This window comes from Serratia sp. CY33525 (genome assembly GCF_052169115.1).
GTDB lineage: Bacteria > Pseudomonadota > Gammaproteobacteria > Enterobacterales > Enterobacteriaceae > Serratia > Serratia sarumanii.
Genome location: NZ_JBJNLK010000003.1, coordinates 452,274 through 478,981 on the forward strand (window position 1 = coordinate 452,274; position 26,708 = coordinate 478,981).

20 protein-coding genes are annotated in these 26,708 nt (G+C 60.9%); 12 read left to right on the forward strand and 8 right to left on the reverse strand.

Annotated elements, in window-relative coordinates; all coding sequences use genetic code 11:
• The first annotated feature begins 27 nt into the window (after nucleotides 1-27).
• Together clcA and erpA are read left to right on the forward strand one after the other, a co-directional pair.
• Entirely contained in the window at nucleotides 28-1,467 is a 1,440-nt protein-coding gene (gene clcA, locus ACJ8IM_RS10830; protein WP_033652923.1) for a H(+)/Cl(-) exchange transporter ClcA, read from the forward strand.
• Nucleotides 1,468-1,556: 89 nt separating this feature from the next.
• Nucleotides 1,557-1,901, forward strand: coding sequence for an iron-sulfur cluster insertion protein ErpA (gene erpA, locus ACJ8IM_RS10835; protein WP_004932708.1), 345 nt, complete (start codon nucleotides 1,557-1,559; stop codon nucleotides 1,899-1,901).
• A 56-nt stretch (nucleotides 1,902-1,957) separates the two neighbouring features.
• On the opposite strand, the gene ACJ8IM_RS10840 is transcribed toward erpA, so the two are convergent.
• The 4 genes from ACJ8IM_RS10840 to mtnN form a co-directional block, all read right to left on the reverse strand.
• Nucleotides 1,958-2,188 (reverse strand): hypothetical protein, encoded by a 231-nt coding sequence (locus tag ACJ8IM_RS10840; RefSeq protein ID WP_049234087.1) that lies wholly within the window; start codon nucleotides 2,186-2,188, stop codon nucleotides 1,958-1,960.
• 215 nt (nucleotides 2,189-2,403) lie between these two features.
• Entirely contained in the window at nucleotides 2,404-3,018 is a 615-nt protein-coding gene (locus ACJ8IM_RS10845) for a TRIC cation channel family protein (protein WP_033637131.1), read from the reverse strand.
• Nucleotides 3,018-3,803: a vitamin B12 ABC transporter substrate-binding protein BtuF gene (btuF, locus tag ACJ8IM_RS10850; protein WP_033652985.1), complete on the reverse strand. Its 786-nt coding sequence runs from the start codon at nucleotides 3,801-3,803 to the stop codon at nucleotides 3,018-3,020. The genes ACJ8IM_RS10845 and btuF overlap by 1 nt, the downstream gene beginning before the upstream one ends.
• Nucleotides 3,804-3,825: 22 nt before the next feature.
• Nucleotides 3,826-4,527: a 5'-methylthioadenosine/S-adenosylhomocysteine nucleosidase gene (gene mtnN / locus ACJ8IM_RS10855; RefSeq protein ID WP_033652925.1), complete on the reverse strand. Its 702-nt coding sequence runs from the start codon at nucleotides 4,525-4,527 to the stop codon at nucleotides 3,826-3,828.
• A gap of 129 nt (nucleotides 4,528-4,656) precedes the next feature.
• Between mtnN and dgt the strand changes: the two genes are divergently transcribed.
• Both dgt and degP read left to right on the forward strand, forming a co-directional pair.
• Nucleotides 4,657-6,174, forward strand: coding sequence for a dGTPase (gene dgt, locus ACJ8IM_RS10860; protein WP_033652927.1), 1,518 nt, complete (start codon nucleotides 4,657-4,659; stop codon nucleotides 6,172-6,174).
• A 180-nt stretch (nucleotides 6,175-6,354) separates the two neighbouring features.
• Nucleotides 6,355-7,794 (forward strand): serine endoprotease DegP, encoded by a 1,440-nt coding sequence (gene degP, locus ACJ8IM_RS10865; RefSeq protein ID WP_033649228.1) that lies wholly within the window; start codon nucleotides 6,355-6,357, stop codon nucleotides 7,792-7,794.
• 65 nt (nucleotides 7,795-7,859) lie between these two features.
• On the opposite strand, the gene barA is transcribed toward degP, so the two are convergent.
• Nucleotides 7,860-10,586 (reverse strand): two-component sensor histidine kinase BarA, encoded by a 2,727-nt coding sequence (barA, locus tag ACJ8IM_RS10870; protein WP_101455742.1) that lies wholly within the window; start codon nucleotides 10,584-10,586, stop codon nucleotides 7,860-7,862.
• Nucleotides 10,587-10,652: 66 nt separating this feature from the next.
• Here barA and rlmD point away from each other — a divergent pair, with 66 nt between their 5' ends.
• From rlmD to ACJ8IM_RS10910, 8 genes are all read left to right on the forward strand, one after another.
• The gene (gene rlmD, locus ACJ8IM_RS10875) at nucleotides 10,653-12,002 is read left to right on the forward strand and encodes a 23S rRNA (uracil(1939)-C(5))-methyltransferase RlmD (protein WP_033652930.1); all 1,350 of its coding nucleotides are present in this window, start codon (nucleotides 10,653-10,655) and stop codon (nucleotides 12,000-12,002) included.
• Between the two features lie 9 nt (nucleotides 12,003-12,011).
• Nucleotides 12,012-14,243 carry a GTP diphosphokinase gene (gene relA, locus ACJ8IM_RS10880; protein WP_033637137.1) on the forward strand — a complete coding sequence of 744 codons (2,232 nt, stop codon included), beginning with the start codon at nucleotides 12,012-12,014 and terminating at the stop codon, nucleotides 14,241-14,243.
• A 102-nt stretch (nucleotides 14,244-14,345) separates the two neighbouring features.
• Complete coding sequence (gene mazG, locus ACJ8IM_RS10885; protein ID WP_033649234.1) at nucleotides 14,346-15,140, forward strand: nucleoside triphosphate pyrophosphohydrolase; 795 nt, start codon at nucleotides 14,346-14,348, stop codon at nucleotides 15,138-15,140.
• A 348-nt stretch (nucleotides 15,141-15,488) separates the two neighbouring features.
• Nucleotides 15,489-17,126, forward strand: coding sequence for a glutamine hydrolyzing CTP synthase (pyrG, locus tag ACJ8IM_RS10890; protein WP_033637139.1), 1,638 nt, complete (start codon nucleotides 15,489-15,491; stop codon nucleotides 17,124-17,126).
• Nucleotides 17,127-17,207: 81 nt separating this feature from the next.
• Nucleotides 17,208-18,503 (forward strand): phosphopyruvate hydratase, encoded by a 1,296-nt coding sequence (eno, locus tag ACJ8IM_RS10895; RefSeq protein ID WP_033637140.1) that lies wholly within the window; start codon nucleotides 17,208-17,210, stop codon nucleotides 18,501-18,503.
• Between the two features lie 298 nt (nucleotides 18,504-18,801).
• Nucleotides 18,802-19,992 carry an NAD(P)/FAD-dependent oxidoreductase gene (locus ACJ8IM_RS10900; RefSeq protein WP_033652931.1) on the forward strand — a complete coding sequence of 397 codons (1,191 nt, stop codon included), beginning with the start codon at nucleotides 18,802-18,804 and terminating at the stop codon, nucleotides 19,990-19,992.
• Nucleotides 19,989-20,384 carry a hypothetical protein gene (locus ACJ8IM_RS10905; protein ID WP_077791442.1) on the forward strand — a complete coding sequence of 132 codons (396 nt, stop codon included), beginning with the start codon at nucleotides 19,989-19,991 and terminating at the stop codon, nucleotides 20,382-20,384. Before ACJ8IM_RS10900 ends, ACJ8IM_RS10905 begins: the two co-directional genes overlap by 4 nt.
• Before the next feature lie 36 nt (nucleotides 20,385-20,420).
• The gene (locus tag ACJ8IM_RS10910; protein WP_033652932.1) at nucleotides 20,421-21,614 is read left to right on the forward strand and encodes a methionine gamma-lyase; all 1,194 of its coding nucleotides are present in this window, start codon (nucleotides 20,421-20,423) and stop codon (nucleotides 21,612-21,614) included.
• A 36-nt stretch (nucleotides 21,615-21,650) separates the two neighbouring features.
• Here ACJ8IM_RS10910 and ACJ8IM_RS10915 read toward each other — a convergent pair whose 3' ends face one another.
• The 3 genes from ACJ8IM_RS10915 to hutU form a co-directional block, all read right to left on the reverse strand.
• Nucleotides 21,651-23,045 (reverse strand): amino acid permease, encoded by a 1,395-nt coding sequence (locus tag ACJ8IM_RS10915; protein WP_033652933.1) that lies wholly within the window; start codon nucleotides 23,043-23,045, stop codon nucleotides 21,651-21,653.
• Nucleotides 23,046-23,147: 102 nt separating this feature from the next.
• A complete protein-coding gene (hutH, locus tag ACJ8IM_RS10920) occupies nucleotides 23,148-24,683 on the reverse strand; it encodes a histidine ammonia-lyase (RefSeq protein ID WP_033652934.1) in 1,536 nt (511 codons plus the stop codon).
• On the reverse strand, nucleotides 24,680-26,371 hold the full coding sequence (gene hutU, locus ACJ8IM_RS10925) for a urocanate hydratase (protein ID WP_025159649.1): 1,692 nt from the start codon (nucleotides 26,369-26,371) through the stop codon (nucleotides 24,680-24,682). The genes hutH and hutU overlap by 4 nt, the downstream gene beginning before the upstream one ends.
• Nucleotides 26,372-26,708 lie beyond the last annotated feature (337 nt).

Here is a 26,708-nt window from a genome sequence, read left to right on the forward strand (position 1 = left end):
TACAAATTACCTGACGAATTACTCGCGATGACGGAAACACATTCACAGCCAGTCGGGACGTTGAGCCCGCGTCTTAGCCGCAGCGATGCGGTGCGTCAGTTTATTCGCCGCGATAAAACGCCGGTGGCGATCCTGGTGATGGCCGCGCTGGTGGGGACGCTGGCCGGTTTGCTCGGCGTGGCCTTCGATAAGGCGGTGGAGTGGGTGCAGCAGCAGCGGCTGGCTTCGCTGGCGCAGGTCGCCGACTCCTGGATCCTGGTGTGGCCGCTGGCGTTTATCCTGTCCGCCGCGCTGGCGGCGCTGGGCTATTACCTGGTGCGGCGCTTTGCCCCTGAGGCGGGCGGCTCGGGCATTCCGGAGATCGAAGGCGCGCTGGAGGAGCTGCGGCCGGTGCGCTGGTGGCGCGTGATCCCGGTGAAATTCATCGGCGGCATGGGCACGCTGGGGGCGGGCATGGTGCTGGGGCGCGAAGGGCCCACGGTGCAAATGGGCGGCAACGTCGGGCGCATGGTATTGGACGTGCTGCGCATTCGCGGCGCCGAGGCGCGTCATACGCTGCTGGCGACCGGGGCTGCCGCCGGGCTGTCCGCCGCCTTCAATGCGCCGCTGGCCGGCATCCTGTTCATCATCGAAGAGATGCGGCCGCAGTTTCGCTACAACCTGATCTCGATTAAAGCGGTGTTTATCGGCGTTATCATGTCGAGCGTGGTATTCCAGCTGTTTAACGGCCAGGGCTCGGTGATCGCGGTCGACAAACTTTCTTCGGCGCCCATCAATACCCTGTGGCTCTATCTGGTGCTGGGGGCGATATTCGGCGCGGTGGGCGTGGGGTTCAACGCGCTGATCTTCCGCACTCAAGACATGTTCGCGCGTTTGCACGGCGGCAGAATGCGCAATGTCTTGCTGATGGGCGGGCTGCTCGGCGGCGTGTGCGGCATTCTGGGGCTGATCCAGCCGGAGGCGGCGGGCGGCGGCTTTGGGCTGATCCCGATCGCCGCGGCGGGCAATTACAGCGTCGGCATGTTGATGTTTATCTTTATCACCCGCATCTTCACCACGCTGCTGTGCTTCGGCTCCGGCGCGCCGGGCGGCATCTTCGCGCCTATGCTGGCGCTGGGCACGCTGTTCGGCACCGCCTTCGGGCTGGCGGGGGCGCATCTGTTCCCGCAGTACGGCATCGAGGCGGGCACCTTCGCCATCGCCGGCATGGGGGCGCTGTTCGCCGCCACGGTGCGCGCCCCGCTGACCGGCATCGTGCTGGTGCTGGAAATGACCGACAACTACCAACTCATTTTACCGATGATCATCACCTGCCTCGGCGCCACAGTGGTGGCGCAGCTGCTCGGCGGCAAGCCGCTGTATTCGTCGATCCTGGCCCGCACGCTGCAAAGGCAGGAGGCGCAGCTGGCGCGGGAAGCAGCGGAGAAAACAGGTAAGGAAAATACAACAAATGCGGTGAATACTTGAACGCAACACTCAGGTATCGGATAATCGTTAATATTAATCAGGCAGCCATAGTAGCGATCTGATGCTGAACAATGTTGGGAGTAAAGAGTATGAGTGATCAAACGGCACTGCCCCTGCAATTTACCGAGGCAGCAGCAAACAAGGTTAAGTTCCTGATTGCTGACGAAGAAAACCCGAACCTTAAGCTGCGGGTTTACATTACCGGCGGCGGCTGCAGCGGATTCCAGTACGGCTTCACTTTTGACGACAAGGTCAACGATGGCGATATGACCATCGAGAAGCAGGGCGTGGCGCTGGTGGTCGATCCGATGAGCCTGCAGTATCTGGTCGGCGGCTCGGTGGACTACACCGAAGGGCTGGAAGGGTCGCGCTTCGTGGTGACCAACCCGAATGCCAAAACCACCTGCGGTTGCGGTTCGTCGTTCAGCATCTGAGTTTGCCTGTCAGAATATCAACCCGCTCGCCTTACGGCCGGCGGGTTTTTTTATGCCTACCATTCCACGAGGATCACTTCCGCCCCGTTCTCCAGCGCCGGTTGGCGGGTAATGTTCGGCTGCGCCGCCGCATGGCTGCATTCGGCCCGTGGGGCGGCGGCCTCGAGGCGCACGGCGCATTGCGGTTCAATGGTCAGAGTAACGCCGATCCGGCCGCTGACGGCATCGGCATGCGCGGCGCCACTCAGCAGGGCGCCACAGCATGCAAGCAGGATTTTTTTCATCATTGCGGGAATAGCCATCCGTAAGCAATCTTGTGATGACTTATCGGCAAAAAGTTAAAAAGGTTTAACAGCGCGGGGAGGGGATTAACCTGCGGATAACAGAATTTTACATCGTCACTACGCTATTTATTGGGTGAAAATAATACTACCAAGCCCGTTTTTAGTCTAATAAATCACCCAATGCGGCGTTGCCAAGCGCCGCCCCACAGGGCGACGGCTCAGCGTTCGAGAATAAAGGCGGGCAATTTGAGGTGCCAGCGGATGGCCGCCAACCGAATGGCCAGGGTGATGATCATGCCCAGCATCATGGCCTGTTGCAGCGGCATGCTGAAGGTGTAAAACGCCGTGGCGTGCACGATGCCGCCGATGATGCAGGCGGTGGCGTAAATCTCGGTGCGCAGGATCATCGGGATCTCGCGCGCCAGCACGTCGCGGATAATGCCGCCGCCGACGCCGGTGATCACCCCCATGCAGATTGCCACCAGCGGGCCGGTGCCGGCTGCGAAGGCCTTGTTGACGCCGATGCCGACGAACACCGCCAGCCCGACGGCGTCCAGCACCGGCAGCACCCACTGCGGCAGACGGCGCGGCTGGCGCACCAGCAGCAGCGTCAAGACGCAGGTGATCATCGCCACCACCAGATCGGTGGGATCCTTGACCCAGAACACCGGGCCGTTGGCCAGCGCCATGTCGCGGATGGTGCCGCCGCCGACCGCGGTGACCACGCCCAATACCAGCACGCCGAACGGATCCATGCGCAACTTGCCGGCCAGCAGTACGCCGGAGATGGCGAACACCGCCGTACCGAGAATATCCAACCAGAACACCAGCATCAGCGGATCTCCGCCAGCTGGCGGCACAGCTGCTGCGCCGCCAACAGGATGCGCGGCCCGCCGCGGTTGAACCAGTCTTCGTTCAGCGCGATCACCGGCACCTGCAGCTGCGGCGCCCAGAAGGCTTTCACATTGGCGGCTTCTTTCGCGCCGCCGGTGATGACGATGGCCTGCGGCTGACGCGCCAGCACCTGTTCGCGGCTGATTTGCGGCCAAGGGGTGCGGCTGTCGGCGAAGACGTTCTGCCCGCCGCACAGCGCCAGCACCTGGCTTTGCAATGTGGCGCCGGAGCTGGTGAACAGCGGTTGGGTACCGAACTGCAGCAGCACGCGCCGTGGCGAGTTAGCGGCGTACTGTTGTCTGAGAGCGGCGAACTGGCGGCGAAGGCCTTCCGCCGCCTGATGCGCCTGCTCCGGGTGCGGGCTGTATTGCGCCAGCTTATCCAGCAAACCGGCGATCCCTTCGAGGGTGTCGGCGTCCGCATAGAAAATTGGGATGCCGAACGCGGCGAGCTGATCCAGCACGCGCTGCGGATTACCGCCGCGCCAGGCGAGGATCAGGTCCGGCTTGAGCGCCAGCACCCGCTCCAGATTGATGCCCTGCCAGGTGGCCACCTGCTCCAGCCTGGCGGCCTGCGGCGGATAATCGGAATAGGCGCTCGCCGCCACCAGCACATCGCCCATGCCGGCGGCATAGGCGAGTTCGGTGGCGTTGGGCGCCAGGCTGATCACCCGCTGGGCGGCGCCGGCCGGCATGGCCAGCCAGAGCGCCAACAAACAGAGCATCGAGGTAAAGCGCAGCCTCACATCAACCGCGCTTGGCCAGGGTTTGCAGCATGGCGTTGACCATCAGCGTGGACTGTTTGGCCGCTACCACCAGGAACTCGTCAAAGCTCATGTGCGACTCGCTGTCGGCGACGTCGGAAATGGCGCGCACCACCACGAACGGCGTGCCGAACAGATGGCAGACGTGGGCGATCGCCGCGGCTTCCATTTCCACGGCGGCGACGCGCGGGAAGGTGGCGCGAATGCGCGCCAGCGGCTCGGCGCCGTTGATGAAGGCGTCACCGCTGCAGATCAGGCCGCGCACCGCGTGCAGATCCAGCTGTTTGATGCAGCCTTCCGCCAGCGCGATCAGCGCGTCGTCGGCGACGAACGCCGCCGGGCAGCCGGCCATCTGGCCCGGCTCGTAGCCGAAGGCGGTGACGTCGGCGTCGTGGTAGCGCACTTCTTCCGACACCACGATATCGCCCACGCGCAGGGTGCTGGCCAGGCCGCCGGCGGAACCGGTGTTGATCACCAGATCCGGGCTGCAGTGTTCCAGCAGCAGGGTGGTGCCCATGGCCGCAGAAACTTTGCCGATGCCGGATTTCAGCAGGGCCACCTCAACGCCGCCGATCTGGCCGGTGTAGATTTCGCAGCCCGCGCGCTGGATGGTTTGACGGTTTTCGATTTGCTCGCGCAGCAGGGTGACTTCCTGCTCCATTGCGCCGATGATGCCTACTTTCATAAATAACACTCGCTGATTGGCCGTGAGAATTGCGGCATAGTCTATCATGGCTGTGTGAGAGAGATAATGCGTTGCATCCGCCGCCGGGAATTGTTATCACGGGGGCAGGGCGCAACGGCGGAGAAACAGATGTCCGGGATCGACTTCAAGCAAAAAATCAGCTTCCAACGGCCTTTCAGCAAACCGATCGAGGCCGAGGAAGAGTACGACATCGTGCGGCAGTTCGAGAGCGATCGCGGGCGCATCGTCAACTCGGCCGCCATTCGCCGTCTGCAGCAAAAAACCCAGGTGTTTCCGCTGGAGCGCAACGCGGCGGTGCGCAGCCGCCTGACGCACTCGATGGAGGTGCAGCAGGTCGGGCGCCACATCGCCAAAGAGATCCTCAACCGCTTCAAACAGGCGGGGAGAATTGATGAGCTCGGCCTGACCCGGCTGCTCGATCCGTTTGAAAGCATCGTGGAAATGGCCTGCCTGATGCACGACATCGGCAACCCGCCGTTCGGTCACTTCGGCGAGTCGGCGATCAACGACTGGTTCGCCCAGCGGCTCGATCCCGCCAGCTGCGGCAGCGAGCCGGGCAGCCACGATCGCTGCCAGGTGGCGACGCTGCGCCTGCATGAAGGAGAGAGCGATCTGAACCGGCTGCGCAGCCGGATCCGTCAGGATCTCAGCCACTTCGAGGGCAACGCCCAGGCGATCCGCATGGTGTACAGCCTGCTGAAGCTCAACCTGACCTACGCGCAGGTCGGATGCATTTTGAAATACACCCGCCCGGCCTACTGGGCGAGCGACATCCCCGCCAGCCACAGCTATCTGATGAAAAAGCCCGGCTACTATCTGGCGGAAGAGGCTTTCGTCGATCGGCTGCGGCGCGAGCTGCACATGGGCGAGTTCGATCGTTTCCCGCTGACCTACATCATGGAGGCCGCCGACGATATCTCGTACTGCGTGGCCGATCTGGAAGACGCGGTGGAGAAGAGCATTTTCACCGTCGAGCAGCTGTATCAGCACCTGATTCAGGAGTGGGGCGAAGTGGCGCCGGGCGATCTGTTCGACAAGACCGTCGCCAGCGCGTTTCGCAAGATCGATCGGGGCGGCGCGCGGCGCAGCGCGGAAGATCAGTTCTTCATGTATCTGCGGGTGTTTACCGTGGCGCGGCTGGTGCCGCACGCGGCGCAGCGCTTTATCGACAATCTGGACGCGGTCTATCAGGGCAGTTTCAATCAGGCGCTGCTGGAGGATTCCAGCCCGGCGTTCCGGCTGCTGAAAATATTTAAAAATGTGGCGTTCAAGCACGTGTTCAACCACCCGGAGGTCGAGCAGCTCGAGCTGCAAGGCTACCGGGTGATCAGCGGCCTGCTGGACATTTACAGCCCGCTGCTGGCGATGTCGCTGGCGGACTTCAGCCAGCTGGTGCGCGAGGACAGCCACCGCGCTTACCCGATCGAAACGCGCCTGTTCCACAAGCTGTCCACCAAGCATCGGCTGGCGTATGCGGAGGCGGTAGAGGGGCTGCAGCATTTATCGCCGGAGCAGCAAGCCATTCGGGAATATTATTTCCGCGCCCGTTTATTGCAGGACTATATCAGCGGAATGACCGACCTTTACGCCTATGATGAATATCGTCGATTAATGGCGGCGGAATAATTCAACTGAAGAATAATTGTCAGCAATTCCAACCGGTTGGCTGTCTCGACTTTTGTAAAGACGGACAATATTTGTTTACTATTGCCAATCATCTGTGCCGGAACTTCGGGCTATTAATTAACTCTGAATAAGCACGCAAGACGGCCATTCTTTTTGAACGACTTTATAAGAGACACACAGATGAAAAAAACCGCATTAGTTCTGAGCGCACTGGCATTCAGTATCGGTATGGCGATGGGTCCGGTCACGGCCAGCGCCGCTGAAACCGCCTCTTCCAACACCCAACAGCTGCCGAGCCTGGCGCCGATGCTGGAAAAGGTGATGCCGTCCGTGGTGAGCATTAACGTTGAGGGCAGCACCACGGTCAATACGCCGCGCATGCCGCAGCAGTTCCAACAGTTCTTCGGCGAAGATTCGCCGTTCTGCCAGGATGGTTCGCCATTCCAGGGCTCGCCGATGTGTCAGGGCGGCGAACAGCCAGGGCCGGATGGCCAGCCGCAGGGCACGCAGCAGAAATTCCAGGCGCTGGGCGCCGGGGTGGTCATCGATGCCGCCAAGGGCTATGTGGTGACCAATAACCACGTGGTGGACAACGCCAACAAGATCCAGGTGCAGCTGAGTGACGGCCGCCGTTTCGACGCCAAGGTGATCGGCAAGGATCCGCGTTCCGATATCGCGTTGATCCAGTTGAAAGACTTCAAGAATCTGACGGCGATCAAGATGGCGGATTCCGATCAGCTGCGCGTCGGCGATTACACCGTGGCGATCGGCAACCCGTACGGGCTGGGTGAAACCGCCACTTCGGGCATCGTATCCGCCCTGGGGCGCAGCGGCCTGAACATCGAAAACTATGAAAACTTCATCCAGACCGATGCGGCGATCAACCGCGGTAACTCCGGCGGCGCGCTGGTTAACCTGAACGGCGAGCTGATCGGCATCAACACCGCGATCCTGGCGCCGGACGGCGGCAACATCGGTATCGGCTTCGCCATTCCGAGCAACATGGTGAAAAACCTGACGGCGCAAATGGTCGAATATGGCCAGGTGAAACGCGGCGAGCTGGGCATCATGGGCACCGAGCTGAACTCTGAGCTGGCCAAGGCGATGAAGGTCGACGCGCAGCGCGGGGCCTTCGTCAGCCAGGTGATGCCGAAGTCTTCCGCCGCGAAGGCGGGCATCAAGGCCGGCGACGTGATCGTCACCATGAACGGCAAGGCCATCTCCAGCTTCGCCTCGTTCCGGGCGGAGATCGGCACGCTGCCGGTCGGCAGCAAGATGTCGCTGGGCATTATTCGCGACGGCAAACCGGTGACGATTGACGTCACGCTGGAGCAAAGCGCGCAGACTCAGGTGGCCTCGGGCAATATCTACACCGGCATCGAAGGCGCCGAGCTGAGCAACACCCAGGTCGGCAATGTGAAGGGCGTCAAGGTCGACAGCGTGAAAGCCGGCAGCGCAGCGGCGCGTATCGGCCTGAAAAAGGGCGATGTGATCCTGGGCGTGAACCAGCAGCCGATCCAGAACCTGGGCGAGCTGCGTAAAATCCTCGACAGCAAGCCGTCGGTGCTGGCGTTGAATATCCAGCGCGGCGAGAGCCAGCTGTACCTGCTGGCGCAGTGATAGGCGTCTGGCGTTAAAAAGAAAGGCACGCTGCGGCGTGCCTTTTTGCGTTATGGCCTGAGGATTCAGGCCGGTTGCGTCAGATGCGCGCGCGCCGCGTGGATCACCAGTTCAATCTCATCCAACAGCTCCAGCCACTCCGGCTCCAGTTCGTCGTTGGTGACGCCCTGGCGCAGCTGCCGCTCGAGGTAGAAACACAGCTGCTTGAGGCGCGGCACGCCGCTGTAGCTGCAACTGCCGTGCAGCTTATGGACCAGATCGAGGATCTCGTCGTCATGCTGGCCGTCGAGCAGCGCTTGCACCCGCTCGCGCACCTGCGGCAGGAAATCGAGCAGCATTTGCAGCAGATCGCGCGCCAGATCCGGTTTATTGGCCGCCTGACGCAGCGCCAGCGGCCAGTCGAGCGACAGCGGCGCGTCGTCGGCGATGGCGTTTTCCACGTCGCCGCTGTGGTAGCGCGACAGCACGCGGGTCAGCATTTTTTCGTCGATCGGTTTGGCCAGATAGTCGTCCATCCCGGCCTGCAGCAGGTGCTCGCGCTCGCCGCTGGCGGCATGGGCGGTAACGGCGACGATCGGCGTGGAGTTGTGATGCGGCAGTTGGCGGATCAGCTCGCTGGCGTGAATGCCGTCCATCTTCGGCATCTGAATGTCCATCAGGATCAGATCCAGCACGTTGTCGCGCGCCAGCGCCAGCGCTTCCTCGCCGCTCTCGCACAGCAGGGTTTTTTCTACCTGTTCCCCCAGCAGCGTGCCGATCAGCTTCAGGTTGGCCGGGTTGTCGTCAACCGCCATCACCGTCAGCGGCAGGCGTTTACGCTCAGGCGGCGCGGTGAGGCGTGTCGGTGTCTCCATCCTGAGCAGCGGGAACAACCGGGTGCTGGTGATCGGCTTGATCAGGCAGCCGAGCGCGCCTTGTTGTTTAAGCAGCTCGGCGTCGATCTGCGCCTGGCACGGCAGCGCCAGAATCACCCGATCGGCCAGCTTCAGCGAGGCCAGCAATTTGTCCTCGTGCTGCGCCATATTGGCGCGGAACGGGATGGGCACGCCGGCCAGCAGGAAGTCATAGTGGCCTGGCGGCAGCTGGGCCAGCGTCGGCGAGTGGGTGATCACCAGCTGCGTGACGCTGAGCATGTTGAGCGTCGCCTGTGCCGCCGTCGGGTTGGACTCGATATAGGCCAGCGTTTTGCCGTTCAGATCCGGCAGGCTCGGCGCCAGCGACAGCATGCCCTCGTTCAGATCCAGCGTGATGTGGAACCAGAAGGTCGAGCCGCGGTTCAACTGGCTGTGGAAGCAGATATCGCCCCCCATCTCTTTCACCAGTTTTTGCGTGATCACCAGCCCCAGCCCGGTGCCGCCGTGGCGGCGGGAGATGCTGGCGTCTGCCTGACGGAATGCCTGGAACAGCTGCGACTGCTGGCGTTCGGAGATGCCGATGCCGGTGTCGTGGATCTGCACTTCCACTTCCACCCGGCGATCCAGCCGTTTGCGCAGCTCGACGCGAATATCGATATTGCCGGTTTCGGTGAACTTGATGGCGTTGCCCAGCAGGTTGGTGATGATTTGCTGCAGGCGCAGCGAGTCGCCGATCACCTGCTCCGGCACGTCGTTGTGCACATCCAGCGTCAGCTCCAGCCCCTTATCGTGGGCGCTGGGCGCCAGCAGCACCACCACTTCGTCCAGCGTTTCACGCAGGGCGAACGGAATATGCTCCAGCACCAGCTTGCCGGCCTCCAGCTTGGAGAAGTCCAGCACGTCGTTGATGATGGTCAGCAGGTTGTTGGCCGAGCGTTCGATGGTCTGCAAATAGTCGGTCTGGGTCGCGCTCAAATCGGTTTTCAGCATCTGGCGGGTGAAGCCGATTACGCCGTTGAGCGGGGTGCGCAGCTCGTGCGACATGTTGGCCAGGAATTCGGACTTGATGCGCGCCGCTTCCTGCGCGCGTTTTTTCGCCAGATCCAGCTCGACGTTCTGAATTTCCATTTGCTCCAGCGTTTCACGCAGGTCGGAGGTGGCCTGATCGATGTTCTGCTGCATCTCTTCGTGATAGGCGGTGAGCGACATCGCCATCGAGTTGATGCCGTTCTTCAGCATGTGCAGCTCGCCGAGCATGTAGCCCTCCACGCGGCTGTCGAGCTGGCCGCGGCGGATACGGTCGACGGTATTCACCATGTTGCGGATCGGGCCGGTCACGTCGCGCATCAGCCGGTAAGCGAACAGGATGGCGATGCACATGCACAGCAACAGCAGCAGGGTGGAGACGAACACCTCTTTATATTGCTGCAGCCGCACCGACTGCAGATCCAGCTCGATCGCCACATAGCCCAGGTTGTTGTCGGGGTGGCTGCCGCCGTCGGCGGTTTCATCCGGATACTGGCTTTCCGACAGGATCGGCGTGCGCAGGATCAGCGAATCGCCGCGTCGGGTGAGCATCAGCTCAGTGGGCAACGGCACGCCTTTCGGCAGCTGCAGCTGAGCGAAGTTGTGGTGATAATTGGAGGTGACGAACAAATTGTTCTGCGCATCGAACACGGTGATCGAACGCACGATGTCCGAATGGCGGCGGTGCAACAGACTGACCAACTGCCTGACCGATTCGCGGCTGCGGAACGTCATGCCGTACTCGCTGGCCACCGCCAGCGGCTCGATGATGCTGGCGCCGGCGTCGACCAGTTGCTCCTGCAGCTCGTTATAGCGGTGCACCACGAAGAAGGTGCTGAGCAGCAAACCAATCAGCAAGGTCGGGGCCAGAATCAGGATCATCATGCGCGCACGCAGGCTGTATTTGGTCATGGGATTCCAATGTGGGAGAATTGACAGCTGACACTAGCTTAATGAACCAGCACACAATCGACAAATATGGCGCAATTCTACTCTCCCAAACGCCGCGTGACGACCCGGCAGAGCTCACAAATCTTCACCGTGACGGTGAGCGATCTCGATCCTTTCGGCCAGGGCGTGGCGCGCCACGACGGCAAAGCGGTGTTCGTGCCGGGCGTATTGCCGGGCGAGCAGGCGGAAATCCAGCTGACCGAAGATAAGCGCCAGTTCGCCAAAGGCAAGCTCAAGCGCCTGCTGAGCCGCAGCCCACAGCGGGTGGCGCCGCGCTGCCCGCATTTCGGCGTGTGCGGCGGCTGCCAGCAGCAGCATGCGGATGAGGCGCTGCAACAGCAGAGCAAGGCGGCGGCGCTGGTGCGCATGATCGCCCGCGAAACCGGGGTGACCCCGCAGCAGGAGCCGGTGATCGCCGGCCCGGAATACGGCTATCGCCGTCGCGCCCGCCTGAGCCTGGCGTGGCAGCCCAAGCCGCAGCGCCTGATGATGGGCTTTCGACAGGCGGCCTCCAGCGAGCTGGTGGCGGTGGAGCACTGCCCGGTGCTGCGGCCGGAGCTGGAACGGCTGCTGGCGCCGGTGCGCGCCTGCCTGAGCGGGCTGCAGGCGGTACGGCGGCTGGGGCATGTAGAGCTGGTGCTGGCGGATAACGGCCCGCTGCTGGTGCTGCGCCATCTCGACGCGCTGAAAGAGGCGGATCGGCAGGCGCTGTTGGCGTTTGGCGAGCGGGAAAACCTCGCCGTTTACCTGGCGCCGGACAGCGATCGCGTGGAAAAACTGTGCGGTGACACGCCGTATTATCAGGTTGACGGGCTACGCTTAGACTTCAGCCCGCGCGACTTTATTCAGGTCAATGACGCCGTAAACCAACAAATGGTGGCGCAGGCCCTTGAATGGCTCGACATTCAACCCAATGATCGGGTGCTGGACCTGTTCTGCGGCATGGGCAATTTTACCCTACCGCTGGCGCGCCGCGCCGCTGCGGTGGTGGGCATCGAAGGTGTTGCCACGCTGGTAGCGAATGGGCAATATAATGCACATAAGAATAAGCTGAATAATGCATCGTTCTTCCACGAGAATCTGGAGGACGACGTTGCGCGGCAACCTTGGGCAGCACAAGGGTTTGATAAGGTGATGCTGGATCCCGCCCGCGCCGGTGCGGCCGGGGTGATGTCACACATTGTAAAACTGGCGCCGGCGCGGGTGGTGTATGTTTCCTGTAACCCCACCACGCTGGCTCGCGACAGCAAAGTGCTGTTGAGCGCCGGTTATCGTCTTGCGCGCGTGCGGATGTTGGATATGTTTCCGCACACGGGGCATCTTGAATCAATGGCGCTGTTTATCAACGAGCGCGCGCCAGAGGTCGCTGCAAAGTAGGGAGAAGTTATGGTTGCGGTAAGAAGTGCACATCTGAATACGGCGGGTGAGTTCGCTCTCGATGAGTGGATAGCCGGCTTGGGGCTACCTAACCCGCAGTCATGTGAGCGATTGGCCGCAACCTGGCGTTATTGTGAGCAGCAGACCCAGAATCACCCCGACGCCTCGCTGCTGCTGTGGCGTGGTCTGGAGATGGTGGAAATCCTCTCGACGCTGAGCATGGACAACGACAGCATGCGCGCTGCGCTGCTGTTCCCGCTGGTGGACGCCGGCATCGTGCAGGAAGAGACCCTGACCGAAGCGTTCGGCAAGGGCATCGTCGCCCTGGTGCACGGCGTGCGCGACATGGACGCCATTCGCCAACTGAAAGCCACCCAAAACGACTCGATGGCCTCCGAACAGGTCGACAACGTGCGCCGCATGCTGTTGGCGATGGTGGAGGATTTCCGCTGCGTGGTCATCAAGCTGGCGGAGCGCATCGCTCACCTGCGCGAGGTGAAAGACGCGCCGGAAGACGAGCGCGTGCTGGCGGCGAAAGAGTGTTCCAACATCTACGCCCCGCTGGCCAACCGGCTCGGCATCGGCCAGCTGAAGTGGGAACTGGAAGATTTCTGCTTCCGCTACCTGCATCCGGAAGAATACAAGCGCATCGCCAAGCTGTTGCATGAGCGCCGCATCGATCGCGAACAGTTCATCGACGATTTCGTCGCCGGGCTGCGCGCCGAAATGGCCAGCGAAGGCATTCGGGTGGAGATCTACGGCCGGCCGAAACACATCTACAGCATCTGGCGCAAGATGCAGAAAAAGCACCTGGCGTTCGACGAACTGTTCGACGTGCGCGCGGTGCGCATCGTGGCGGAGCGCCTGCAGGATTGCTATGCGGCGTTGGGCATCGTGCATACCCACTTCCGCCATCTGCCGGACGAGTTCGACGACTACGTCGCCAACCCGAAACCCAACGGCTACCAGTCTATCCACACCGTGGTGCTGGGGCCGCGCGGCAAAACCGTCGAGATTCAGATCCGCACCCGGCAAATGCATGAAGACGCCGAGCTGGGCGTAGCCGCGCACTGGAAGTACAAAGAGGGCGCGGGCGTGACCGTGCGCTCCGGCTACGAAGAACGCATCGCCTGGCTGCGCAAGCTCATCGCCTGGCAGGAAGAAATGGCGGACTCCGGCGAGATGCTCGACGAAGTGCGCAGCCAGGTGTTCGACGATCGGGTGTATGTGTTTACGCCGAAAGGCGACGTGGTGGATCTGCCGGCCGGCTCCACGCCGCTCGATTTCGCCTACCACATTCACAGCGACGTCGGCCACCGTTGCATCGGCGCCAAGATCGGCGGCCGCATCGTGCCGTTTACCTATCAGCTGAAGATGGGTGATCAGATTGAGATCATCACCCAGAAGCAGCCGAACCCGAGCCGCGACTGGCTGAACCCGAACCTGGGGTATGTCACCACCAGCCGCGGGCGCTCGAAGATCCACAACTGGTTCCGCAAGCAGGATCGCGACAAGAACATTCTCGCCGGCCGCCAGATGCTGGACAACGAACTGGAACACCTCGGCATCAGCCTGAAAGAGGCCGAGAAGCTGCTGATCCCGCGCTACAACATGAACTCGCTGGACGAGGTGTTGGCGGCGATCGGCGGCGGGGACATTCGCCTGAACCAGATGGTGAATTACCTGCAGGGCAAGTTCAACAAGCCGAGCGCCGAAGAGCAGGATCGCGAGGCGCTGCGCCAGCTGGTGCAGCAGAAAGCGCCGCCGCCGGCCCGCAACAAGGACAACGGCCGAGTGGTGGTGGAAGGCGTGGGCAACCTGATGCACCACATCGCCCGCTGCTGCCAGCCGATCCCGGGTGACGACATCGTTGGCTTTATCACCCAGGGGCGCGGCATCTCGATCCACCGGGCGGACTGCGATCAACTGGTCGATCTGCAATCGCACGCGCCGGAGCGCATCGTCGACGCGGTATGGGGCGAAAGCTACTCCAGCGGTTATTCGCTGGTGGTGCGCGTAATGGCCAACGATCGCAGCGGGCTGCTGCGCGACATTACCACCATTCTGGCCAACGAAAAGGTCAACGTACTGGGCGTCGCCAGCCGCAGCGACACCAAGAAGCAGTTGGCCACCATCGACATGGATATCGAAATCTACAACCAGCAGGTGCTGAGCCGGGTGCTGGCGAAGCTGAACCAGCTGCCGGACGTGATAGACGCCAAGCGTCTGCACGGCAACTAAGCCCACATCGCCTTTCGGGCCGTATCGATAGCGGATGCGGCCCGAAATCCATGAATTCGGCGGGCGCTCCCCTGCGCCCCCATGCTTTCTCAGAGATTTTTTATGACCCAATCCACTCCGCTGCAGCGTCTGCTGAACATCATGAAAACGCTGCGCGACCCGCAGATCGGTTGCTCGTGGGACCGCAAGCAAACCTTCGCCACCATTGCGCCTTATACGTTGGAAGAGACTTACGAAGTGCTGGACGCCATCGAGCGGCAGGACTATGCCGATCTGCGTGACGAGCTGGGCGATTTGCTGTTTCAGGTGGTGTTTTACGCGCAAATGGGGCAGGAGCAGGGGCTGTTCGATTTCGATGAGGTGTGCACCGCCATCAGCGACAAGCTGGAGCGCCGTCACCCGCACATCTTCGGCGACGCCGAGGGCGGAGACAGCGAAGCCGTGGCGGCGCGCTGGGAGCAGCTGAAGGCCGGCGAGCGCGCCGAAAAAGCGCTGCACTCGGTGCTGGACGACATTCCGCAGGCGCTGCCGGCGTTGATGAAAGCGCACAAGATCCAGAAACGCTGCGCCTCGGTCGGCTTCGACTGGAACACCCTGGGCCCGGTGCTGGACAAAGTGTACGAAGAGATCGACGAAGTGATGCACGAAGCCCGCCAGGCGGTGGTCGACGAGAGCAAGCTGGAAGAGGAGATCGGCGATCTGCTGTTCGCCACGGTGAACCTGTCGCGCCATTTAGGCCACAAGGCGGAGAACGCGCTGCAGGCGGCGAACCGCAAGTTCGAGCGCCGCTTCCGCCAGGTGGAAGAGATTGTCCAGCAAAGCGGGCTGCGGCTTGAAGACGCCACGCTGGAGCAGATGGAAGAGGCCTGGCAGCAGGTGAAACGTCAGGAAAGCTGAATCGCCGCGACAATGTTGATCGACGACAAGGTTCACTCAAGCTGAAACGGTTAAGCTTGCGGTCAGGTTAGAGGCGCATGGCTGCCGGCGGCGGCAAAAGGGCAACAAACTGAAATCTAAGGCGTTTTATCGCTCCTGAGGGGCGGTAAAAAGAAATTTTCTCTGCTAACTATTTGTTTTAACTGGAGGGTTTATGCGGCGCCGGCGGAGTAAACCCTGATGAACACGGGAGGGCGGCCGAGATGATGGACAGCAAAACGATCGTTTGTAGGTCAGGAGAGGTTCGGGTATACTACTTTCCCGTCCTGGTTCTTCCATCGTCTTTAAACCTAAACTCTCAGGTTCAGCATGACAACTAATTATATTTTTGTGACCGGCGGGGTCGTATCCTCTCTGGGTAAAGGCATTGCCGCAGCCTCTCTGGCGGCTATTCTTGAAGCCCGTGGCCTCAACGTTACCATCATGAAACTGGACCCGTACATCAACGTGGATCCGGGCACCATGAGCCCGATTCAGCATGGGGAAGTTTTCGTCACCGAAGACGGCGCAGAAACCGATCTGGATTTGGGTCACTACGAGCGCTTCATCCGCACCAAAATGTCGCGTCGCAACAACTTCACCACCGGCCGCATCTACTCCGACGTGCTGCGTAAAGAACGCCGCGGCGACTATCTGGGTGCGACCGTGCAGGTCATTCCGCACATCACCAACGCGATCAAAGAGCGCATCATCGAAGGTGGCGAAGGCCACGATGTGGTGCTGGTGGAAATCGGCGGCACCGTCGGCGATATCGAATCGCTGCCGTTCCTCGAAGCTATCCGTCAGATGGCGGTGGAAGTGGGCCGCGAGCACACTCTGTATATGCACCTGACGCTGGTGCCGTACATGGCGGCGGCCGGCGAAGTGAAAACCAAGCCGACCCAGCATTCCGTAAAAGAGCTGCTTTCCATCGGTATTCAGCCTGATGTGCTGATTTGCCGTTCCGATCGCGCAGTTCCTGCTAACGAACGCGCTAAAATCGCGCTTTTCTGCAACGTGCCAGAAAAAGCGGTTATCTCTCTGAAAGACGTTGATTCTATTTATAAAATCCCAGGCCTATTGAAATCTCAGGGGCTGGACGATTATATTTGTAAACGATTCAGCTTGAACGCACCGGAAGCCAACCTGGCCGAATGGGAACAGGTGATCTACGAAGAAGCCAATCCGGGCGGCGAAGTGACCATCGGCATGGTCGGCAAATACGTTGAGCTGCCGGACGCCTACAAGTCGGTGATCGAAGCGCTGAAGCACGGCGGGCTGAAAAACCGTCTGACCGTGAACATCAAGCTGATCGACTCGCAGGACGTGGAAACCCGCGGCGTGGAAGTGCTGAAAGGGCTGGACGCGATCCTGATCCCGGGCGGCTTCGGTTACCGCGGCGTGGAAGGCAAAGTGATGACCGCACGCTATGCGCGCGAGAACAACATTCCTTACCTGGGCATTTGCCTGGGCATGCAGGTGGCGTTGATGGAGTTCGCTCGCAACGTGGCGGGCATGGAAAACGCCAACTCCACCGAGTTTATGCCAGACTGTAAGTACCCGGTGGTGGCGTTGATCACCGAATGGCGCGACGAAGACGGCAACGTCGAAGTGCGCAGCGAAGAAAGCGATTTGGGCGGCACGATGCGCGTAGGTGGCCAACAGTGCAACCTGATCGACAACAGCCTGGTGCGTCAGCTGTATGGCGAACCGACCATTGTCGAGCGTCACCGTCACCGTTACGAAGTTAACAACATGCTGTTGAAGCAGATCGAAGCCGCAGGGCTGCGTGTCGCCGGTCGTTCCGCCGACAACAAGCTGGTCGAGATCATTGAACTGCCGAATCACCCGTGGTTTGTAGCCTGTCAGTTCCACCCGGAATTTACGTCTACGCCGCGTGATGGGCATCCGCTGTTCGCCGGCTTCGTGAAAGCCGCAGGCGAGCATCAGAAGCGCCAGGTGAAATAAAATATTTGGTAGGCGGCGCGCGGTGAGAACCGCGCGCTGTTTGTCTGGAGTTTTAGTTTAACTTGTACTGAGGAAAACCTAATGTCCAAAATCGTTAAAGTCATCGGTCGTGAAATCATCGACTCCCGCGGTAACCCGACTGTTGAAGCCGAAGTTCATCTGGAAGGCGGTTTCGTCGGCCTGGCTGCTGCGCCGTCAGGTGCTTCTACCGGTTCCCGCGAAGCGCTGGAACTGCGTGACGGTGACAAGTCTCGTTTCCTGGGTAAAGGCGTACTGAAAGCCGTTGCTGCAGTAAACGGTCCGATTGCTCAGGCAGTACTGGGTAAAGATGCCAAAGACCAGGCGAACATCGACAAGATCATGATCGAGCTGGACGGCACCGAAAACAAATCCAACTTCGGCGCCAACGCCATTCTGGCGGTTTCCTTGGCAGCAGCGAAAGCGGCCGCAGCTTCTAAAGGCATGCCGCTGTACGAGCACATCGCTGAACTGAACGGCACCCCAGGCAAATTCTCCATGCCACTGCCGATGATGAACATCATCAACGGCGGCGAGCACGCTGACAACAACGTCGACATTCAGGAATTCATGATTCAGCCGGTTGGCGCGAAAACCCTGAAAGAAGCGGTGCGCATCGGTTCTGAAGTGTTCCACCACCTGGCGAAAGTTCTGAAAGCCAAAGGCATGAACACCGCCGTGGGCGACGAAGGCGGCTACGCGCCAAACCTGGGTTCCAACGCCGAAGCGCTGGCGGTTATCGCTGAAGCGGTAAAAGCGGCGGGCTACGAGCTGGGCAAAGACGTCACTCTGGCGATGGACTGCGCGGCTTCCGAATTCTACAAAGACGGTAAATACGTGCTGGCCGGCGAAGGCAACAAAGCCTTCACTTCCGAAGAGTTCACTCACTTCCTGGAAGATCTGACCAAACAGTACCCAATCGTGTCTATCGAAGACGGCCTGGATGAATCCGACTGGGCGGGCTTCGCTTACCAGACCAAAGTTCTGGGCGACAAAATCCAGCTGGTGGGCGACGATCTGTTCGTTACCAACACCAAGATCCTGAAAGAAGGCATCGAGAAAGGCATCGCTAACTCCATCCTGATCAAATTCAACCAGATCGGTTCTCTGACCGAAACTCTGGCGGCTATCAAGATGGCGAAAGACGCCGGCTACACCGCGGTGATCTCTCACCGTTCCGGTGAAACCGAAGACGCGACTATCGCCGACCTGGCGGTAGGGACTGCGGCTGGCCAGATCAAAACCGGTTCCATGAGCCGTTCTGACCGCGTTGCCAAGTACAACCAACTGATCCGTATCGAAGAAGCGCTGGGTGACCGTGCGCCGTTCAACGGCCTGAAAGAAGTTAAAGGCCAGTAAGTTCGACCGATTCGGTTGCTAAATAAAAACCCGCCGCGGCGGGTTTTTTTATGTTTTAAATTCGTGATGAATGTCAGTCTAATAATAAGTTTTTTATTGAAAACGTGGTCCTATTTAACCCGATAATTTTATTAAAGATAGTAACTGTGTTTATTTTATATTCCATTTTTATTTGCTTTATAATTATTCGTTACTAGACTGCCAATGAGGCAGTTTATTTCTCGCCGTTCTGCCGTAGATCTTCATCCTCACTATGCCTTAATACTGCCGGCTTGCTGGCCGGTTGAGCGAGGGCTTGATGCGACAGCGAATCGTCATTGTCGGCGGCGGAACCGGCGGCACCATCCTGGCCAATGTGTTGGCCGAAAAATTGCACCGAGAAATTATTAATAATAAAGTCGAGTTATTAATGATATCGGATTCACCGCTGCATTATTACAAACCGGCGTTTATGTATGTGGCGTTCAATACTTTTTTCAAGCAGGAACTCACGCGCTCACAGCAGAGTTTATTGCGCCCTGAAATACAATTCATTGTTGATAAAGCGGAATCTTTCGATTTAACACAGCGAAATATAGCCACGCAAAGCGGTAAAATTTATTCCTATGACTTTCTGGTCTTTGCTACCGGCTGCGTCCCCTGGCCGGAGCGTATCGAAGGGCTGGCGCAGGCGGGCGATCATTTTTACCAGTATCAGGCCGCCAGGCGGTTGGCGCAAAAACTGGCGACTATCGAGAAAGGGCGTATCTTCATCACCGTTTCCTTCCCTGAAACCCCCAACGTGCCCCACCAGTGCGGCATCGCGCCGATCGAAACCACGCTGATGCTGGATGACTACCTGCGGCGGCGCGGCGTGCGTAAGGCGGTTGAGATTGTTTATACCTATCCGACCATTTCCCAATTGCTGCGCAACTGCCTGTTTTTGCAGCGCCCGACCGGCGAAGCGCTGCCCGCCATTTTTGCCGCGCGCGATATCCGTCACCAGCGCGGTTTTACCCTCAGCCGGGTGGATGCGCAGCGCAATATCGCCTATTCCGCCGAGGGGGAGGAACAGCCGTTTGACATCCTGATGGCCACGCCGCCGATCCGGGCGGTGGAAGCGGTGCGCAACACCGGCCTGAGCGATATTCAAAACGGCGAGGGGTGGTTGCCGACCGATCACCAAACGCTACAGGTGTACGGCCAGCAGGGCGTATATGTGATAGGCGACACCGTGGATCTGCCGGTCAGCAAGGCGGGCGGTTCTTGCCACAATCAGGCGCCGGTGATCGCCGACAACATCGTGGCGGAAATACGGCTGGGGCAAACGGTCAGCCATTACGACGGCAAGGTGCAGGCGGTCGCGCAAATGGGGCTGAATGCCGGCATGCCGCTGGTGTACGACTACCGTCACGACGTGCTGCCGACCCCGGCCACCAAGGTGGGCGGCATGCTGCGCAACGGTTTTAACCGCGGTCTGTATTGGGCCACGGTAAGGGGGCTGATATGACGGAAAGCACGGTGCATGGTGATGAACTCCAATCGCTGGCGGGCTTGCTGGAAAAACTGCGGCCGCTGCTGGCCGGCGGGCGGCTGGACAACGTGGTCGATCTGCTGTCGTTGCTGTCGGACGTAGTGGATATCGCCGACAACGCGCTGGTGGAAAAACTGGCCGGCGTATTCGAAGGGCTGGTTACGGTCGGTTGGGAGGGAGGGACTGCGTTGAAGATGGCGCACAGCGAGCTGCAATTGAACCCGCCGCCCGCCAATTTTCGTGCGGCTTACGCCTTGCTGAAGCAGCCGGACACCCTGCTGGGCGTCATGCTGCTGCTGCGCACTCTGCAAATTATCGGGCGGCGTACACGGGATGGCGCGTTGCCGCCGGATGCTTCCGATGAATAATTGAATCGGCTTCGTTCACTCAGATAAGGAGTCGTTATGTCCGGCAAACTTGACCATGCCTTCGCTACCCGCGCTATTCATTATGGCTACGATCCTCAGCAGCATCAGGGGGCGCTGTGCCCGCCGGTGTTTATGAGCTCCACTTTTACCTTTCCCACGGCGGAATATGGCGGCGCTTGCTTTGCCGGCACCGAACCGGGGTATTTCTATTCACGTATCGCCAACCCGACGCTGAATCTGCTGGAGCAGCGCATCGCCAACCTCGAAGAGGGGGAAGCGGCGGTGGCGTTCTCTTCCGGCATGGGGGCGATCACCGCCTGTTGCTGGACGTTGCTCAGCCCGGGCGATGAGCTGATCGTCGATGAAACGGTGTATGGGTGCACCTTCAGCTATTTTCATCACGGTCTGGCGCGCTTTGGCGTCAAGATAACCCATGTTGATCTGACCCGGCCGGAGCGGCTGGCCGCCGCGATCGGTAGGCGCACCCGGCTGGTGTATTGCGAAACCCCGGCCAACCCCAACATGCGACTGATCGATATCGCCGCAGTGGCGGAGATTGCACACCGGCATCAGGCGTTGCTGCTGGTGGACAACACCTACTGTACGCCGTACCTGCAGCGGCCGCTGACGCTGGGCGCCGACATCGTGGTGCACTCGGCCACCAAGTACCTCGGCGGCCACGGCGATCTGCTGGCCGGGCTGGCGGTGACGAGCGAGGCGCTGGCGCAGACGATCCGGCTTGAGGGGCTGAAGGACATGAACGGGGCAGTGCTGTCGGCGCAGGATGCTGCGCTGGTACTGCGCGGTTTGAAAACCTTGCCGCTGCGCATGGATCGTCATTGCGATAACGCGCAGCGTCTGGCGGTGATGTTGGCGGAGCATCCTGCGGTCGAGCGGGTGTATTATCCCGGCCTGGCGAACTTTCCGCAGCATGCGTTGGCGCAGCGGCAAATGGCGCGCCCCGGCGGCATGCTGGCGTTTGAGCTGCGGGGCGGCATGAGTGCAGGCATTCGCTTCCTCAATGCGCTGCAGCTCATCTTGCGCGCGGTCAGCCTGGGCGATTGCGAAAGCCTGGCGCAACACCCGGCCAGCATGACGCACTCGGCCTACAGCCCCGAAGAGCGGCGGCGCCATCATATCAGCGAGGGATTGGTGCGGTTGTCCGCCGGGCTGGAGGCGTTTGACGACTTGCAGGCGGATGTCCTGCAAGCATTGGCGCAGGCGCATTAAAAAACCCGCCGCAGCGGGTTTTATCAGAAGCGAGCGTTACATCTGTTGCGTTGCCGCGGTCACCGGCGAACCCCCGCCTTTCTTGCGCACCCACAGCCAGTAAGCCACGGTGAGTAAAGCAATCCACACCAGCCCGACGTACAGCGCGATGCGGCTCTCTTCGAAGTAGCCGAGCAGGCCGATGACGAATGCCATAAAGGCGGTCGCCAGCGCCGGCGCCACCGGCCACCATGGAACCGGGAAGCTCAACTGACGAGTTTCTTCCGGCGACAGCGTGCGGCGCATGACGATCTGCGACAGCAGGATCATCAGCCACACCCAGACGGTGGCGAAGGTGGCGATCGAGGCGATGATCATGAAGACCTTCTCCGGGATCAGGTAGTTGAGCACCACCGCCAGCAGCAGGGCGACCGACATCACCAGCACCGTCATCCACGGCACGCCGCTGGCGGTCAGTTTGGTGAAGCTGCGCGGCGCCTGGCCGTCCTGCGCCATGCCGTACATCATGCGGCCGGCGCCGAAGATGTCGCTGTTGATGGCCGAGATGGCGGCGGTGATCACCACCACGTTCAGCACGTTGGCGGCGGAGCTGATGCCGAGGTTGCTGAAGATCTCAACGAACGGGCTGCCGTTCTGGCCGATGCTGTTCCACGGGTAGATCGCCATCAGCACCGTCAGCGTCAGCACGTAAAACAGCAGGATGCGCACCGGCACGGCGTTGATCGCTTTCGGCAGCACTTTGGCGGGGTCTTTCGCCTCGCTGGCGGTAATGCCGATGATCTCGATGCCGCCGAAGGCGAACATCACCACCGCCAATGACGCGACCACGCCGCCGATGCCGTTAGGCATAAAGCCGCCGTGCTGCCACAGGTTACTGATACCGGTAGCGTGCTGGGCTTGGCCGAAGCCGAACAGCATCACCGCCGCGCCGCCGACGATCATCGCCACGATGGCGGCGACCTTGACCAGCGACAGCCAGAACTCCAGCTCACCGAACACCTTGACGCTGCACAAATTGAGCGCGCCGATAAACAGAATGATGCTGAGCACCCAGACCCACTGGGCGACGTCCGGGAACCACAACCCCATATAAATGCCGAAGGCGGTGACGTCCGCCAAAGCGACGATCACCATTTCGAAGGTGTAGGTCCAACCGGTGAGGAACCCGGCCAGCGGGCCGAGATAGTGGCTGGCGTAGTGGCCGAACGAGCCGGAAACCGGCTGGTGCACCGCCATTTCACCCAGCGCGCGCATCACCATGAACACCGCCGCGCCGCCCACCAGGTAGGCCAGCAGCACGGCCGGGCCAGCCAGCTGGATGGCGCCGGCGGAGCCGTAGAACAGGCCGGTGCCGATCGCCGAGCCGAGAGCCATGAAACGGATGTGCCGCGCGTTTAGTCCGCGTCTGAGTTGTGTTGTTTCGTTACGCATGTTGCTTCCCGTTAAGTGTTTGCCGAACAGGCACGCGCTGCCCGCGCCGGGTGGAACGCACCCGGCGGGGCAGAACAAACTGCGTGATTCAGTGTGTGATGATTATGCCTGGCTAGGCAGCAGCGCCGCAGGCAGCAGCGATGTCAGGTGACCGGCCGCCAAGAGTTGGCTGGCGGCTTCAATGTCGGGGGCGAAGAAACGATCCTTGTCGTAGAAACTGACATGCTCGCGCAGCAGACGGCGCGCCTGCTCCAGACCTTCCGAGGTCTTCAGGCCGTTGCGGAAATCCAGGCCCTGGCAGGCGGCCAGCCATTCGACCGCCAGAATGCCGCGCACGTTGTCCGCCATGATCCACAGGCGGCGACCGGCGGCCGGCGCCATGGAAACGTGGTCTTCCTGGTTGGCGGAGGTCGGAATGCTGTCGACGCTCGACGGGTGCGCCAGCGCTTTGTTTTCGCTGGCCAGCGCCGCGGCGGTCACCTGGGCGATCATGAAGCCGGAGTTCACGCCGCCGTTTTCCACCAGGAACGGTGGCAGCTGCGACATGTGCTTGTCCATCATCAGCGAGATGCGACGTTCTGATAGCGAACCGATTTCGGCGAACGCCAGCGCCAGGTTATCGGCGGCCATCGCCACCGGCTCGGCGTGGAAGTTGCCGCCGGACAGCACGTCGCCCTGTTCGGCGAACACCAGCGGGTTATCCGAGACGGCGTTGGCTTCAATTTCCAGCACCTCGGCGGCCTGGCGGATCTGCGTCAGGCAGGCGCCCATCACCTGCGGCTGGCAGCGCAGGGAGTAAGGATCCTGCACTTTTTCGCAGTTGCGATGCGAGTCGGAGATTTCGCTGCGCGCGCCGAGCAGGTGGCGGTAGGCGAGGGCGGCGTCGATCTGGCCGCGCTGGCCGCGCACCTCGTGGATACGCGCATCGAACGGGCTGCGAGAGCCCAGCGCCGCTTCCACCGTCAGGCTGCCCGCCACGGTCGCGGCGGCGAACAGGTCTTCGGCATCGAACAGGCCGCGCAGCGCGAAGGCGGCGGAGACCTGGGTGCCGTTCAGCAGCGCCAGGCCCTCTTTCGCCGCCAGCGTCAGCGGTTTCAGGCCGGCCTTGGCCAGCGCTTCAGTCGCCGGCAGCCATTGGCCCTGATGGCGCGCCTGGCCTTCGCCCAGCAGCACCAGGCTCATGTGCGCCAGCGGCGCCAGGTCGCCGGAGGCGCCGACGGAGCCTTTCAGCGGAATATGCGGATAAACTTCGGCGTTGACCAGCGCGATCAGCGCCTGGATGACTTCCAGACGAATGCCGGAGAAGCCGCGCGACAGGCTGTTGATCTTCAGCACCATGATCAGGCGCACCAGATTGTCGTCGGTCGGCTCGCCCACGCCGGCGGCGTGCGACAGCACGATCGAACGCTGCAGGTTTTCCAGATCGTCGCGGGCGATGCGCGTCGAAGCCAGCAGGCCAAACCCGGTATTGATGCCGTAAGTGGTGCGGTTTTCTTCAACGATGCGTTCCACGCAGGCCACGCTCTGCTGGATTGGCGCGTAGGCGTTGTCGTCCAGCGTCAGCGTCACCGGGTGTTGATAGACGTCGCGTAGCTGGGCCAGCGTCAGTTTGCCTGGGCGAATAGTCAGCGCTTTCATGCTTTTTCTCCTTGGGTCGCGGCAACCATCGGCAGGTTCAGGCCTTGCTCACGGGCGCAGTCGATAGCGATATCGTAACCGGCGTCGGCGTGACGCATGACCCCGGTAGCCGGGTCATTGTGCAGGACGCGGGCGATGCGCTCGGCGGCTTCGTCGGTGCCGTCGCAGACGATCACCATGCCGGAGTGTTGGGAGAAGCCCATGCCGACGCCGCCGCCGTGGTGCAGGGAAACCCAGGTGGCGCCGCTGGCGGTGTTCAGCAGGGCGTTGAGCAACGGCCAGTCGGAAACCGCATCGGAACCGTCTTTCATCGCTTCGGTTTCACGGTTCGGGCTGGAAACGGAGCCGGAATCCAGGTGGTCGCGGCCGATGACGATCGGGGCGGACAGTTCGCCGCGGCGCACCATCTCGTTGAACGCCAGGCCCAGCTTGGCACGCTGGCCGAGGCCAACCCAGCAGATGCGCGCCGGCAGGCCCTGGAAGCTGATGCGCTCGCGCGCCATGTCCAGCCAGCGGTGCAGGTGTTCGTCATCCGGGATCAGCTCTTTCACCATGGCATCGGTTTTGTAGATGTCCTGCGGATCGCCGGACAGCGCTGCCCAGCGGAACGGCCCGATGCCGCGGCAGAACAGCGGACGGATGTAGGCCGGCACGAAGCCCGGGAAGTCGAAGGCGTTGTCGACGCCGGTTTCTTTCGCCATCTGGCGAATGTTGTTGCCGTAGTCGAAGGTCGGCACGCCCATCTGCTGGAAGGCCAGCATGGCTTTGACGTGATCGGCCATCGACTGCTTGGCGGCGGCGACCACTTTGGCCGGTTCGGTCTGGGCGCGCTGGCGATATTCTTCCCAGCTCCAGCCTTTCGGCAGGTAGCCGTTCAGCGGATCGTGGGCGCTGGTCTGATCGGTGACCATGTCCGGGCGCACGCCGCGGCGAACCAGCTCAGGCAGGATTTCCGCCGCGTTGCCGCACAGGGCGATGGAGATGGCTTTGCCTTCCGAGGTGTATTTTTTGATGCGTGCCAGCGCGTCGTCCAAATCTTTAGCCTGCTCATCGACGTAGCGGGTTTTCAGGCGGAAATCGATGCGGCTCTGCTGACATTCGATGTTCAGCGAGCAGGCGCCCGCCAGCGTCGCGGCCAGCGGCTGCGCGCCGCCCATGCCGCCCAGGCCCGCGGTCAGCACCCAGCGGCCCTGCAGGCTGCCGTCGTAATGCTGGCGGCCCGCTTCGACGAAGGTCTCATAGGTGCCCTGAACGATGCCCTGGCTGCCGATGTAGATCCAGCTGCCGGCGGTCATCTGGCCGTACATGGCCAGGCCTTTGGCGTCCAGCTCGTTGAAGTGTTCCCAGGTCGCCCAGTGCGGCACCAGGTTGGAGTTGGCGATCAGCACGCGCGGCGCGTTGCTGTGGGTTTTGAAGACGCCGACCGGCTTGCCGGACTGCACCAGCAGGGTTTCGTCTTCTTCCAGCGTTTTCAGCGTTTCGACGATCTTGTCGTAGCAATCCCAGTCGCGCGCGGCGCGGCCGATGCCGCCGTACACCACCAGCTCGTGTGGGTTCTCCGCAACTTCAGGATCGAGGTTGTTCATCAGCATGCGTAACGGCGCTTCGGTCAGCCAGCTTTTTGCGTTTAATTGTGTGCCGCGTGGCGCGCGTACATCGACATTGCGAACTTTGTTATTTGTAGTCACAGCAGTTTCCTCAAACAGTATCGGTGCAGATTCCATGCCGCGGTGGGGGATGAGTACCACGGCATAACAATGCGTAGGGTTTATTAACATATACTTGTATGTACAAGCATATGCAACACTGACCAGTTGCCGCTTAAAAGTGGCATAAGAAAAAGTTATTTTCTTTTTATATCAGTTTGATATGCGATTTTTTATCGCCGGCTTCATGTATGGAAAGCCGGAGAAAAGTGAGCTGTTCGGCAAAAATGAATTAAAAATGACTCATTTTTGGGCGGCTAGTCACAATATTTTTACAGACTGATTACAGTTGCGGCCAGGGGATAAACAAACCCTATCG